12 protein-coding genes are annotated in these 14,486 nt (G+C 46.3%); 3 read left to right on the top strand and 9 right to left on the bottom strand.

Annotated features, from left to right (window positions below; translation table 11 throughout):
* Nucleotides 1-3: 3 nt before the first annotated feature.
* The 5 genes from KIK04_RS11665 to KIK04_RS11685 all read right to left on the bottom strand — a co-directional run bounded on the left by KIK04_RS11665 (nt 4) and on the right by KIK04_RS11685 (nt 6,753).
* Nucleotides 4-1,251 carry an MFS transporter gene (locus KIK04_RS11665; protein WP_232278387.1) on the bottom strand — a complete coding sequence of 416 codons (1,248 nt, stop codon included), beginning with the start codon at nt 1,249-1,251 and terminating at the stop codon, nt 4-6.
* A gap of 101 nt (nt 1,252-1,352) precedes the next feature.
* Nucleotides 1,353-2,474 carry a Gfo/Idh/MocA family protein gene (locus KIK04_RS11670; RefSeq protein WP_232278388.1) on the bottom strand — a complete coding sequence of 374 codons (1,122 nt, stop codon included), beginning with the start codon at nt 2,472-2,474 and terminating at the stop codon, nt 1,353-1,355.
* 234 nt (nt 2,475-2,708) lie between these two features.
* The gene (locus KIK04_RS11675; protein WP_232278389.1) at nt 2,709-3,563 is read right to left on the bottom strand and encodes a sugar phosphate isomerase/epimerase family protein; all 855 of its coding nucleotides are present in this window, start codon (nt 3,561-3,563) and stop codon (nt 2,709-2,711) included.
* 245 nt (nt 3,564-3,808) lie between these two features.
* Entirely contained in the window at nt 3,809-4,708 is a 900-nt protein-coding gene (locus KIK04_RS11680; protein ID WP_232278390.1) for a C40 family peptidase, read from the bottom strand.
* A 722-nt stretch (nt 4,709-5,430) separates the two neighbouring features.
* A complete protein-coding gene (locus tag KIK04_RS11685; RefSeq protein ID WP_232278391.1) occupies nt 5,431-6,753 on the bottom strand; it encodes an erythromycin esterase family protein in 1,323 nt (440 codons plus the stop codon).
* Nucleotides 6,754-6,948: 195 nt separating this feature from the next.
* On the opposite strand from KIK04_RS11685, the gene KIK04_RS11690 reads away from it, so the two are divergent.
* The 3 genes from KIK04_RS11690 to KIK04_RS11700 all read left to right on the top strand — a co-directional run bounded on the left by KIK04_RS11690 (nt 6,949) and on the right by KIK04_RS11700 (nt 10,435).
* Nucleotides 6,949-8,751, top strand: a complete 1,803-nt coding sequence (locus KIK04_RS11690; RefSeq protein ID WP_232278392.1) for a helix-turn-helix transcriptional regulator — start codon at nt 6,949-6,951, stop codon at nt 8,749-8,751.
* Nucleotides 8,752-8,912: 161 nt separating this feature from the next.
* Nucleotides 8,913-9,506, top strand: coding sequence for a sensor domain-containing protein (locus tag KIK04_RS11695; RefSeq protein WP_232278393.1), 594 nt, complete (start codon nt 8,913-8,915; stop codon nt 9,504-9,506).
* A gap of 275 nt (nt 9,507-9,781) precedes the next feature.
* Complete coding sequence (locus KIK04_RS11700) at nt 9,782-10,435, top strand: M23 family metallopeptidase (protein ID WP_232278394.1); 654 nt, start codon at nt 9,782-9,784, stop codon at nt 10,433-10,435.
* Between the two features lie 112 nt (nt 10,436-10,547).
* On the opposite strand, the gene KIK04_RS11705 is transcribed toward KIK04_RS11700, so the two are convergent.
* The 4 genes from KIK04_RS11705 to KIK04_RS11720 all read right to left on the bottom strand — a co-directional run bounded on the left by KIK04_RS11705 (nt 10,548) and on the right by KIK04_RS11720 (nt 14,480).
* Entirely contained in the window at nt 10,548-11,639 is a 1,092-nt protein-coding gene (locus KIK04_RS11705) for a M24 family metallopeptidase (protein ID WP_232278395.1), read from the bottom strand.
* 204 nt (nt 11,640-11,843) lie between these two features.
* Nucleotides 11,844-12,938 carry a GerAB/ArcD/ProY family transporter gene (locus tag KIK04_RS11710; RefSeq protein WP_232278396.1) on the bottom strand — a complete coding sequence of 365 codons (1,095 nt, stop codon included), beginning with the start codon at nt 12,936-12,938 and terminating at the stop codon, nt 11,844-11,846.
* A gap of 35 nt (nt 12,939-12,973) precedes the next feature.
* Nucleotides 12,974-13,222, bottom strand: a complete 249-nt coding sequence (locus KIK04_RS11715) for a hypothetical protein (protein WP_232278397.1) — start codon at nt 13,220-13,222, stop codon at nt 12,974-12,976.
* Between the two features lie 40 nt (nt 13,223-13,262).
* A complete protein-coding gene (locus KIK04_RS11720; protein WP_232278398.1) occupies nt 13,263-14,480 on the bottom strand; it encodes a Ger(x)C family spore germination protein in 1,218 nt (405 codons plus the stop codon).
* Nucleotides 14,481-14,486 lie beyond the last annotated feature (6 nt).

Genomic DNA, 14,486 nt, shown 5'->3' on the forward strand with positions numbered 1-14,486 from the left:
AATCTAACTATTTTCACTATTCAAATCGGGTTGTCGGCGTGTAACACTGATCATTAGTACGGCAAAGCCGAATGTACCAAGTGCAGCTAACAAAGTCCCCCATAAGTACATTGTCGTAGATCCGAAGCTGTCGTACAGCGTACCGCCGAGAAATCCGGCGATCATGCTGGAAATACCACCCCATGCCAGCGTATAGATGGATTGGCCCGTTGTAAGATATTTACCCGGCACTAACAACGCAGTCAACTGTGTTCCCACATAGAAGAAGCCGCCAAACGTAATCGAGTGCAGGGCTTGAATCACAATAATGTGCCATGGATCAGTCGCAATGGACATCAACAGCCAGCGCAGTGCATACAAGGCGCTCACGATGGTCAAGCAAATGAACATAAAGCGCATATTGCGACGCAAGAAGCGGTCGAATAGTAGGAAGACGACAATTTCAAAAATAGATGACATGAAAATAGACCAGCCCACCGCAGACTTCGAGCCGCCCAGCTCCGTAATATAGATCGAGACGAACGACATGTTCATGGCGTTCGGCACACTCACGAGCACACTGAACACGAGGAAAGCGGCAAATGTGGGCGAGAATAGGACGCGGCCCATTTGGCGTGCCGAATACGTACTAGCCTGTCCCGACGGCTTATCTGACTTACCTGACTTATCTAACTTAGCTGGCTTTTGCGGCAACAGCAGCACGCTGGCGAATGTTAGCGCTAGCAGACACGCATACACGTAATGGAGCGTTTGTACACCGAGCGCATTGAACAAGGGGCCCGCAGCAACAGCAGTCAGTGCCCAGCCAAGGGAGCCGTATAGGCGAAAAGCGCCAAATTGATACGTGGTGCCCTGTATGGAAGTCAAAATTAAGCTGCTGGCCTGAGCAGAGAGCGGCATTTGGAAGAAGTATAACAAGCTTGTTGCCGCAAATAGCCATATGTATTCGTTAAGTTGAAACAACACTTGTACGACGATCATGTTGCCGATAAGTAAGAACGCTAAGATGCGTCGAATATTTTGCAGACGGTCACTCCAATACCCCCAGAACGGGTTAGCAAAAATAGAGAGGAGCGGTCCGACGGCAAGCAGGGTGCCGATAGCCGCTTTGCTCCAGCCGTGCTCCTGCAAATAGAGCGGAAAGAAGTTGCTGAATATCGATGTGCCCCCGTAAAGTAAAAATATAAATAGACGCAGTCCGTTAAAACCCTTGCCTGCACTATCTTGCTTGCCTATTCCTGTTTCCCCCATTGCTGTGCTGCTCCTTTTGGATTGAGTAGTTCTCGTTCATGCCTAGGAATTATTGTTTGTATGGCCACTTAGCGCAATTGTTTGTATCTACACCCTATACCTTAAAGGCGTATGGCCGTAGACACGGAAGCTGCTATGATTTCATCTGCCGTAACTTCGCGCCCGAGTGTGCTCGACATGTAAATGCCTTCGCTAATGAGCATCGTCTGGAGCGCCAGCTCTGCGGTAGGTAGAAGCGGGACAAGGCCGTTAAGGGCGGCAATCCAATGTCCTTGCGAGGAGTCATAAGCCCACTCGTGTTCATTTAATAAATGTCTGCGTTTTTCCATGGCAGCTAAATGAATGACCGTATCCATATCGATATCGCATGTCGTAAAATGATACGTCATCGGCAGTGCATCCTGATGCTGGGATGGCAGACGAATGCCACCCTCGGAGCCGACGATGCTGCTGCCCTCAAAGCCATCAAGCTGAACGGCCCACGCTTCAATAATATCCATGGTTAGACCGCCTTCAAATTTCACAAGGCCGATGCCTAGCTCCTCAACATCGAATTGACTAGTTGCCCGTCGATCTGCGAGCATCTCCATTTCTTGATAAGTCTGGCCGCTGATACGCGTCACCTGCGGCAATTGGAGCAAATAGAGCAAGCGGGCGATATGATACACGCCCATATCATACAAAGCGCCCCCTGAGGCCGTTTCCTTGCGGGTGAAGGCAGGCGTACCGTAGCCGTCCACATACGGACGGCCGCGCCGACGAAAGCCTGTCGAGCGGGCATGGTACAGCTTCCCGAGCTTGCCACCGTCGATGAGCGTCTTTGCGGCCTTCGTCTCGCTCTGGTACAGAGTCGCAAGCTGAATATGCAGCATGCGGCCCGTCTCCTTCGCAGCCTCGACCATGGCAGCTCCGTCGCAGTACGATCCAGCCAGCGGCTTCTCGCAGTAAACATGCTTGCCGGCTTGCAGTGCTTCAATCGTCACGGGTGCGTGAAAGTTGTTGTGCAAGCACACATCGACAGCATCGATGTCATCGCGCTTTAACAACTCACGAAAATCGGTATATACATGCGGAACTGCATACTGTTCTGCAACCCGACGGGCTTCGGTCTCATTTAAATCGCACACCGCGATAATGTCTACTCCACCGATTCGTTTATATTCATCTAAATGGTGCTTGCCGATTTGCCCTACTCCGATGACGGCGATACGTTTGCGTTCCATAGTTGCTTGGCCTCCTGAGGATATCGGTATACTGAAACACGCTAATACGAGTGGATATGCGCCGACTACGAGCGATTGCGTGCCGACCACGCGCCGAGTACTCGCACTGATTACGCGCTGAGTACGCACCGAGTACGCACCGACTACGTGCGCCAAGTACGCGCTACAACCCGCCGCAACGCGATAGAAACGCGTTGCAGCGTAGTGCTGTGTAACAGGTCTGGACTAACCTGCTTAAAGCGCTGCCGACAACGACGCGGCATGTGCGCCATGCGCACGCAGTCGCCGCAAAGCTTCTTCGACAGCTTCTAACTGACCACTTGGCGCGTGATGCTCGACCGCCCAATAGCCGTCATAGCCTTGCTGGGCCAGCCCATGCAGCCTAGCTCCGGCGTTCTCTGCCTCCAGCGTACGCCAATCAATGTGCGTATGGCGTGCCCAACGCGCTACGTGCTCGTCGCCAGCGGCCATTTCGTCCTCCGTTGGTAACTGTGGCTTCCGTGATACGGAAGGCACCTTTGAAGCCCAACGGCCCATATGCAGCAATACGCCGTAGCTAGGGTGATCCACCGCTGTGCTAATGCGAGCGATAGCTTCCGGTTGAACGGAGAAGCCGGTGTGATTTTCAGGCCCGACCCAATAGCCGCCTTCTTGTCCACGGGCGGCATACTCACGGTAGCGCGCTGCAATGTATTCAAGCGCTTCCTCACTGAGGACACCGTCGCCATGCTGGACGGCATCAATACGCACCGATTGCGCACCGATCAGCTCAGCTGCGCGCAAATACGTAAGCGCGTTCTGATGCAGCGCTTCACGAACTTCGGGGTCAGGGTCCCACACATGCGCCGTATCTACCGCGAGATTAACGACTGTCATCTCGCGCTCCTTGAGCGCATCTCTAATGCGAAACAGCGTAGCGTCGTCTGCCACTTGCCAGAGTGGACGCGAAATATTGGCGAAGTAAGCATTCCACAAGTCGAGCGCTTGTAAGTTAAAACGTTCATGGACCGTTTCAATGTAAGAAAAAATGTTCATTTTACCTTCTAATCGCAAATTATTAAACGAAAATGCACCAATGGAAAGCTTCATGAATTCATACATCTCCTTAGCCGCAGTAGGTTATGTGAAGTTAGCGTGTGCATGATGTAACAGAATAAGAAACACATATAGTTGAGCGTAGCAGATATTGGTAATGGGGACAATATGATTTTGGCCCGAAAATGATATCGTTTTCAATTTGAGTGTGAGAGGTCGGGGGAAACACGTGCCAAAAGGACAAAAAATGCAAAAAACCCCTACCTCTGCAATAAAGAGGTAGGGGTCATCATTCATAACTACATCACGCTTTTAGCGCCTACGTATGTACGCTTAGACCAAGAAGAGGACAAGCTGGATACGACAACTTTACGCGCCTTACCGGATGAAGCATTAATATATTTGTTGTTGCCGACATAAATACCGACATGTGTAATCGACGAGCCTTTGCCGCCAGCTGCGAAAAAGACGAGGTCGCCTTGTTCAGGATTTTTCACAGGCGTACCTGCATATTTGTACATGTCACGCGATGTGCGTGGCAGATTGATGCCATGCTTACTGAACGCATATTTAACAAAGCCAGAACAGTCAAATCCGCTCGGGGTAGTTCCACCCCACACATATTTAACGCCCAACTGGTCATATGCCGTGTCCAATACACGCTCTGCTTTGTTCTTCGTTACAGGTGGCTTAGTTGGATTCGGATCTTCTTCGGCAAAGCGCTGAATGCGCGGTACCGTATTTAAGTATTCTGGATTCCATTTGAAATCCAAGTCAAACTGTTCCATCAAGAAACGGAACGGAATATATGTATGATCATTATAAGACCAAGGTTCGTTACCCATGTCGACTTTAACGCCATTTACCGTTGCGAACGGCTTGTCCGACTCGAACGTAATCACAATCGTTTTTTCGCCGTTAGCGATTTCGATTTGCGTTTGATCATCGCCAAGTGCTTTCCACTCGAACGAATAGTTCATTTTTTCTGCAAAAGCACGAATAGGAACGTACATCGTTTTATCTTCATCAATGATTGGAATGATATCGTTAAAAGTTACAGGTGCTTGATTAATGTAAAGTGTTGCTTGCTTTTTTGCTTCGCTTGAGGCGTAAGCTTTCATCCCGAGCGCGCCATCTGCCAAAAGCATGCATCCGAAGACTGCACTGGCGATCAGCACAGCTTTAGCTGCCGTTTTCATAGATTCCCTCCTAGAAGTAAAATGTGTAAGTTAATGTCGAAACTCGACAAAACCAGACTACCATATGTTTATAAAAGATGGCAATAGTCTGGGAGAATCAGAAGTGACAAAAATGTAACTATTTCATCTAGGACTTGTCCAGCGCGGAATGGCGCGATTTTTATAACACAAATCATGTTATGGAAATGTAAGGGGATATTTGATCTCGTATTTAAACTTTACTTATTATGGTTATTTAATTTAGGCAAACCGTTGTGCGGCATGATTTTTTTAAAGGTGTAAAATTTAAACAAATGATTCTGTATATTAATTGGTAGGATGAAAATGATTGAAAAGTCAGAGCGAGGATACAAAGCGAGCGCGGCGTAAAAATCGGGATTAATACCAGATGCTAAATTAGGACTATATAACTAAATTTCGTCAATTTGTTACAGATTACGATATGGCGAGGTCATGTAGTCATTACATGGGATGGTAGATGCTCTGCTATGGTCTTGATCGCTGACCTCAACATTAGTCCATATTTTATAGTTTCTTTAGGTTCCTTCAATAATTATCCTATATACTAACATATATTAAATCGCTTTAACATTTGGATGGTCACGGGCCTATTTAGGCGTCATGGCAAAAAGCTGAGGCAACAAGCTGCTTCCAGTATACATTTGGGAACAGCTTGTTTAACCTTCGTCAGGAGGCAGATTGTTGATGTTCTACGAATGACATCATTTATTCAATTGAGATGGAGTAACCTTTTGAACATGAATGAGAATGTCAAACGTCTTGCCGAGCGGAATATCGTGTGTTAACGGGATATGAGGGGCTACAGTAGCTACTCCGAGAAGCAAAGGACGTTTTTCATTTAACCAACTTTTTGTTGAGCCACTAGCTCTACGTAAATCGATAACATACTGACCGTGCTTTATTTTTCCGAGTGCGTAGTTAAAGCTCTTAGGGTTATCGGAACGAGCGGTTCCGTGCATCCCTAATTTTCCAATACTATTATTAGCATTATATTTGCCTGAATGTACGGATGTTCCGATAGTTACATAGTTGTCGCCATAGTGTTTAGCCAAGTGTTGTCCAGCTATTTCAGGGTATACAAAAGGAATCATGTTTGTTTTGGAAATGTGCCCATTATGAGCCCATACGATCGTTTTTCCGAAATTCTCTTGCACCCATTTTACGTTTTCATACATAGCCACATCATGTTTGAAGAAGAAATCAGGTGTGTTCTCTGCTGCTCCGGTTGTAGTAAGTTGGCTGAGGATACGAGCGCTTTGCAGTACCCATGCATATTGTTCGTTTTGTTTGTCACCCTCAGTCTGGCTTTTTTCAAGTGTCTTCACAATATGATGGGCAATAGCTACATACTTTTTCTTATCTGCCTTAGGTAATACCATGAAAGGTTCAATCCTTTTTGTCGCATTTATAAGCTCTTTCAATTTATGGTTTAGTTCAGGAAGTAGATTTGGTTTGTGTTGTTTTACATAGTTTATGATCTTGTCGTATATGTTTTTGTGTGCACTTTGGTTATCCATTCCGATCACACGTACTTTCTTGGTGTGTGCAGGGTCAGCGTTATAGTTACGAATCCAATGAAACATATCGGTCATTTCCTTGGTGTTGAACATAGGAGTCAGATAATGACTTGGATTTCCTTCACCGGTAAGGACGTAATGATCAAGCTTCAAAGTCGTTTCCCAGTCTAGCTCTAATACGAGATTGGTAAAGCCCATTTCCGTAATCATAAACTGGACAACACGGTGTTTCATCGTAAAAATTTCGTGCATGCCATGACTAGCTTCACCTATACCTACAACGGAGGCAGAACCGATCGTGTTGCGAAGGGGTTCTAAATCTTGAAGTGGAGAACTAGGATTTGACGAGTCTAATGGTATAGCATTGCGCTCGAGCCATTGGATATGCGGTTGGGTAGATATCGCCTTGGTGTCCGAGATTGTGGATGGGGACTTCACGGTGGAATAGCCCGACAGGGTCAAACTGAGCATGGAAACAAGCAACAACTTAAACATGTTCTTTTTCATGGTATTGCCTCCCTAGAATGGTTTGGGCCGTTAGATGAGTGGTGAACAGCCATCCAAAGTATCACAAAGAAGCAGTCATACCGCCAAGTGACGGTTTGTCATATTCGTTTATAGTTCTTTTTTAACGCTTAGTACGTCTGCATACATCTTCATATGAGGATGAAATTGTGAGATAGATGAGGAGAAGATAGCTATATGGAAATAAAGAAATGGTATTGGTACGATTGGATGATATCTATCATCAGAACGTTGTGGCTGTTGAATATCGTAATAGTGGCATTCATTAACCCACAATATTTCAATGCGCCGATATGGTTCGTTCTTCTACTGGCCTTTTTGGTCTACAGTATTCCTGTATTTATACAACAATTCAGTAATAAATGGTTTTTGGTTGTGGAGATCGCGATGGCAGGCGCCTTTCATCTCTATCTCACGTATGCATTGCCTGAAAATAGCTGGCAAATCGCCATCTTTATCTTTTTGATTGGGTATGCCAGCAATCGGGAATCTTTTTGGTGGTCTTTACTGTCATGTGCAGCCATTGTGCTACCTATTATGGGATGGATTCGCAGCGAGTCACTCCTTGAAGCTTTGCTAGCTATGCCGTTCAATGGAACGCTCTACTTTATGTTCGGGTATGCGATCCAAACGCTTGTGCTTAACTATAAGCAGAGCCTAGTTATCAAAGAGCAGAAGCGTGTATTGGAGCAGCATCTTCTCCAAATTGAAGAGCTCACTTTAAAGGAAGAACGAAATCGCTTATCCCATGAACTGCATGACACGATTGGGCATACGCTCACTTCGCTTGTTGTTGGTATGGAGTCATTGCGACCCTCTTTAACCGACTCACAATCCGAGCGAATTGCCATTCTTACAGGTATCGCACGCAATGGATTGGACGATATCCGTAAGCATTTGCACGAACTAGCTCCAACCCCGCTCAAGGAGTCGTTGGGCGATTCCTTACAGCAGTTAATGGATGAGTTTTCCCAATCCACAGGTATCACCATCCATTTCAAGCGCTTTGGAACTGAAGTGCCGATCACGAATCAAATGAGTTTCTGCTTATATAGATGCATGCAAGAATCCCTTACCAACGCAGCCCGCCATGGCCAGGCAACGATCATAAACGTCCAACTATACTTTGATCCGGAACAGTTGCGGCTGCAAATAGAAGACAATGGCGTAGGAATGGAAGACGTTCGGCATGGATTTGGATTGACAGGGATTAAGGACCGTCTCGCCCAGTGGCGCGGTTCGCTCATGGTACATTCCACACTGCATGAAGGAACAGTGGTCATTTGCACATTGCCAGTAGCCGAAGAGGAAGCGGTGGAGCACCGCATTCGCTTGCTGCTGGTTGATGACCAGCCAATCATTACGGAAAGCTTGCAGCATATTCTTGAACAACGAGCTGGTGTTAGCGTGATTGCAACGGCCCAAGACGGGCAGAGCGCGCTTGAGCAATGTGCCACGCACGAGCCTGATATCGTCCTTATGGATGTGCAAATGACGGGAATGAATGGAATAGATGCCTTGCAAGCGATGAAGCAGCGTTGGCCAGATATGAAGATCGTCCTCATGACGACGTTCGAAGACGCTGTACAAGCTGCCACGGCTCTTGAAGGAGGGGCGGACGGATATATGCTTAAGTCCATCCAACCCCAAGAGATGATCAGTGCGCTTAAACTCATCTATACTGGTGGGACATGGATCGATCAGTCGATCTCCCCAACGATATTTGCGCATTTGAAGCAGCAACGTGAGCAATCCGAGAAGTCTATTTCTGCACCGACGGAGCTTCCTTACGGAATTACGAAGCGGGAACAGGAGATCCTTCGGTATTTGTCGGAAGGATTACGGTACAAATCCATTGCAGCAAGACTGTTCTTATCCGAAGGAACGGTCCGCAATTACTGCTCCACGCTTTATTCTAAGCTAGGTGTAAGCAATCGCGAGGCGGCTGTCGATGCTGCTCGAAGTGAAGGAATGCTGTAGTATCAAGCTATTTCGCTATCATTTTACAACATAACAGGATTGAATGATGTCATATGACATTTCGTCACTTACCAATGTGGCATGTCTCCTTATATGGTTGATGTATCGGCTTGCAGGTCTGCGCTGCAACGCCAATATGATAATCGGGGGAGATATGAACCATGAGTAAATTAATAATTGAAGCGTTCAAACATTTCGCATTTCTAATGTACACATTTGCAAGCGGCTTACTGTATTTCATTTTTTTCAGCGTGGGTATTACATTTGGTGCTGGTCTATCCATTACACTGATCGGATTGCCGATATTGGCTCAAGTTCTTAAGCTAGCCCCCAAGTTCGCCAATTGGGACATGATGATGAAGCGCAAAGTGTTAGGCAGTTTATTAGCTGAAGAGACGCCAGAACATGTGTCACACGACAATCGTTCTAGCCATGGGCATGCGGAAGAAAGCATCAAGGATGTGATTACGAGTGAAAAGTATTGGCGAATTGCTGGACTGTTGATGTTCAAGTTATTCATTGGGCTGGGGAGCTTGCTTGCAGGGGTGATCCTGTTTATCGCACCATTGATGTTGTTTGTGACACCTTTTGTGTACAAGTTTATCGAAATTAACGTGTTAACCATTAAAGTAGATACGTTTATTTTGGCTCTCCTTGTTAGCATCTTTGCTTGTATTTGGTTCGGAGTAAGTTTTTTAACGAGTCGCAAAATTACCCAAAACATTGCTAGATACACAAATAAAATGGCTGTATAGATCATCTATATTTATCCGCAATCACTCATAAGAAAAGTGGAAAGATGGAACAAGGCCCTCGGCAATAAGCTGTTTCTGGTGTTCAACCGGAGACAGCTTATTTTCGTTGTAGCCACGCACAATCTGGTCTGCAAATGAGGAATTAAGGAAACTATACAAGGGAGGGGGAATCTATAAAAATATTAATTTTTTCCCAGTCGATCACATTGTAATATACTAGGAGGCATGCTATCTTTTCTTCGTAGTCTAAATATGTTCTATGGGGAGGATTTACGATGAAAAAAGGTTTGGTAGCTTTAACATTAGTAGGTTTAATGGTTGGTTCGGTATCTTCTTTTGCCTCTGCAAATAGCGGATATAGCTGGCCAGTACCTGACTCCAAGCGGATTACACAAAAGTATGGCGGGGCGCATAAGGGCATTGATATTGGTGGAAAAAGAGCAGGCGTTGCCGGCGATAATGTGGTGTCCTTCTACAGTGGAAGTGTAGCGCGTGCAGGCTGGTCAACTAGCTACGGTTGGGTTGTCTACGTTCATCACAAGATTGGCAGCAAAAATATTCAATCCCGATACGCACATTTGCATCTATCCCCTGTTGTATCTGTCGGTCAAGCGGTTAGCAGCGGTACAAAGTTAGGCATCATGGGTAACACAGGACAATCACAAGGTGTCCATTTACATTTCGAAACAAGAACATGCAGTGGTGCATGTAAGACAGACAATTCTTCGACTCCATTTGATCCACTCGCTAACTACTTCCCAGGCTACAAAATCGCCGCATCCGCGTCCAACATTCTAGAGGCAGACGGACATTCCGCTCATCACCATGACCATTCCGAAGTAGCAGAAGAAGAAGTGTTCTATAGCATGGAAGAGATTAATAAGATGACTTCTGAGGAACGTGCAGCAAAAGGAATCCCAGTGAAATAATGTTGTAACCCTAAATAGAGCAGGCTAGCTGAGCCACATACGCTCAGCTAGCCTGTTTGTTTAATGAATGTCGACTAGCTTCACTTCGCATACTAGGCTTCGCTTACTAAGCCTATACGCCGATTACCGTCAATTCCTTCGGATAAGTCGTCAATACGTTGACGCCATCCTCAGTCACTACGACGTCATCTTCGATACGGACACCGCCGCGGCCTGGCACGTAAATGCCTGGCTCAATCGTAAACGCCATACCTGGCTGCAACAATTCTTCCGCTTGCCCATGCACCGACGGATACTCATGGACATCGATACCTAGTCCATGTCCAAGGCGATGAGTAAAGTATTGCCCATAGCCTTTATCCGTGATCACGTCACGCGCTGTGCGATCGAGCGAGCCGAACGTTACACCTGGCTTAACCGCTTCAATGGCACGCATATTCGCTTCCAGCACAGTGTTGTAAATCGTCTTCAACTCGTCGTCAATCTCACCGACGGCAAAAGTACGCGTAATGTCAGACGCGTAGCCATTCACATATACGCCAAGATCGAACAACAGCAACTCGCCTGCTTGAATCTTGCGCGTACCCGGCGAGCCGTGTGGCAGAGCCGACTTCTCACCTGCGAGCACCATCGTGCTGAAGGAAGGACCAGAAGCGCCAAGTTTCTTCATCTGGTATTCCAACTCAGCGACGATTTCTACTTCCGTCACGCCGATCTTCACACGGCTGACACCTTCACGTAGCACCGCTTCCACGACACGCACCGCTTCAGCCATAAGCTCGACTTCCGCAGCGGTCTTAATGAGACGCATTTCACGCAACGTTGGCCCGATATCCATATAGCGTTTGGCTTGTACCGCCTCGTGCAGCGCTTCGTAGCGCTGGACAGACATATGCTCTTTTTCAATCGCGATCACTTCTAAACCAGCTGGCAAATGCTGCTTCAGGATGTGATACGGATTATCCGTATCGGTATGTGTGGCAATACGTTGTACAGACGATACAGATGCAGCTTTGTCTGCATCCAGTACAGGTACAATAAGTACAGGCTCTTGTCCTTTGCACATGACAATACCTAAGAAGCGTTCATGCGGATCACAAGCAAATCCAGTTAAATAGTATACATGCGTTGGATCTGTAATGAGTAGTGCGTCCAATTGCTGTTCTTCCATAGTAGCCAGCAACTGGTTCCATTTTTTATCCACGGGCAGTCATTCCTTTCGTTAACACAATCAATCGTATATCTCGAAGATAACACGTACCTGCTTGAAATGGAATCGCCTTAAACATATATCCTATATTTGCCCGCGCAAATGAAGTGAACGTAGAGGCGCATACATGTGCGATGAAAGGTTACCGATGAAAAGTTGTTGGCGAAAATTTGCCGATTAAAAGTTGCTGACGAAACATCAGGTTTGCCGATTCACCGCTTTTGGCACCTTCTTTTTTCGTTGCGGACGTTGCGATACCCACAAGGCAAATGGAATGAGCAGGCCCATAACAAAGGCGAGCACGGGCCACAGCTCGGTCGTCTGAAAGCCTTGCACCACGACATCGTCCTGCAAGTTAGCAACGCCGAACAAAATGAGCGCAGCGGTGGGTGCGGTAAGCCAACGATTTTCCGCGATGCGGCATACGTAGGCAAGTGAATTCGAACAGGCTTCAAACAACAGCGTAAGTTTAATGAAAAAGCCGCTAAGCCACACAGTAGACAACAGCGCTTCAACTCGAAACGTTTTTAATCCAATCCCCCAACGGTCGACTAGTGAATAGGTGGCGTATGCGTTGTGCTTCGTATTGATCGGCCCATAGACGAGCAAAGCTGCCACAATAAAGATCAGTAAGATGAAGCTTCCAATCAACATCCCTTTCGCAAATGATCGAGCACGAGGGCGATCGAAATGCTGAGCAAAAAACATAAAGGCAGCTACTTCAAGCAATGGATAGCCTGCATAGTTGAATAGCCCCTGATAGATGGCACGCTTATCAATGAAACCTGTAGGCAATAGCTGTTCGGGGTCCATGGACGGCATGAGCCCGATAATAAATATAATGACAGCTGCGATGACCATCCAAAATAAAATTTCGCCCGTTCGCGCCACTGCCGTCACACCTAGACGGTGCGCATAGCAAATCAAAAACATAAACAATAGCCCGAGCGCAATGAGCGGGGTGTTGCGCAATAAAATAATTTTCAAAAAGTAGGATAAAAAGTTGAGGAGCAAAGCGCATGTAGTAAAGAAGTAAATGACATACATGACTCCCAAAATGCGCCCAGCCCATACTCCCCAGCGTGACTCTACAATTTGCAAAAAGTTTTTCCCCTGATTGTTCTCACATATTTCGCCGTACAAAAAGCCTGCCGCAACAGCTACCACGCAGCCTAACACGGCAACTAACCACGCATCCTGCTCTGCCATAGCGGCTGTAAAGTTAGGCACCTGCAAGAAGGCGCCGCCCATCAGAAACAAAGGTATAAGAATCATAATTTGACGATTGGTCATGATGGGCGCCCCCCTTTCTTCCTAACAAAGTGCTTCTATCCTGGTGGCTTATACATTAAAGAAAGAATCGGTTTTAAGATCGTATACAAAATAGGGATTACTTTCGGCATCAGCTTCCCGAACACTTGCTGGGCGACTGCCAATGTGCCAAAAGCAATCGTAATGGAGATATATGTACGACGATCACGCTTCGTTGCTTTGGATGCTTTGCTCTTAATTTGCCGCCAGTCAAAGGCAGTAATAAGCAGTAAGGTTACCATGATAATGAAAGCACTGTGTAACATTGTTATTCCTCCGGTATAGCTCTTTCAGATCCATACACCATCAATTCATATATGGTTTTTTCTCCAGCAGTAGAGGCTTATTTTTTAAGCCGGTCGAAATGATTTGCAGATCAGTTTGAACCTCTACGGCTAAGTTAGCGAAATTTCGTTCCCAATCTTTCGCTAAGCCTTTCCATTGCAAAGGCAGATAGCTATGTAGCTTGTTCGCAAAGCCAAACACGTCCGATTTATAGACATGTTGCAGCTTATCAAGCAGTTGATAAATATGCGTCACCATGTATTGATTTAATTCATCCTGTAATCGGTGCAGAACATCCGGCTTGGTGAAGTCCGAATCGCAATGTGTTTCGGCAATAAAGGCACTGCCTTTTAACTTGATTGTGATGACCGGCTTATTATTTTTCATTTCAGGTATGATCCGACTCGAGCTGCGTGTCATTTCATACACAATGGCATCAAACGTATTTTTTTTCGTGCAGGGCACCGATATTAACGCATTTTCAACCTGATCATTCAAAAAGTTATACGTTTTCGCATCCATCCCCTCAAGCCAACCTGCCAAGAGTCCCTTGCTAAAGACAGCAATGCTGTCGAATGTAATGAGGGGTAATTTCTCGACAGAGTCTAACCCTTTTTTGTTGCCGAGATTTTGTTTGTCTCCTTTAATAGAGACGGCAGGCAGCACGATGTTTTTTAGACGGATTAAGTAATCACCAACCATCCGATCAAAGTCTACCTGTGAGGATAGGGCGAACGACTTTTTAGACAATTCAGGTATACGGAACAGAGCCGTGGACGGGTTTTTGTCCAATGGATGTAAGGCTTGCAATACTTTGTTCGCACTAATACCACGGGCCAGCATGACATTAAAGTCGGCACGAACTTCCAGATCGCGGTCAAAAAAGTCAAGAATCCGCAAGACGGCATACTTTTTTTGGACAATGGACTCACTAATGACGAGAACGCGTAGATGACCTAAATTAAGGATACGCCCAGCCTGTGTATTTATTTGACGTAAACATTCGAATACGCTATTGCCGTGCGCTTTAAAAATGTGGACAGGAGCACCGTAATCGGAAGAACCGCGTGCAGCTGATCCACGAGGGTTAACGACTTGAGCGGTCACGGTGTATTTCTCATTTTTCGAATCGATGCCGACTCCCATAATAAAGCCAACTTCATTCAGTTCTCTGCCATCCCAGCACCCTGTTGCTGCTAGCAGTAATATAATGGCACACAATAGCTTTGCTACTCGCATAGTTAC

The sequence above is a fragment of the Paenibacillus sp. 481 genome (genome assembly GCF_021223605.1).
Lineage (GTDB): Bacteria > Bacillota > Bacilli > Paenibacillales > Paenibacillaceae > Paenibacillus_B.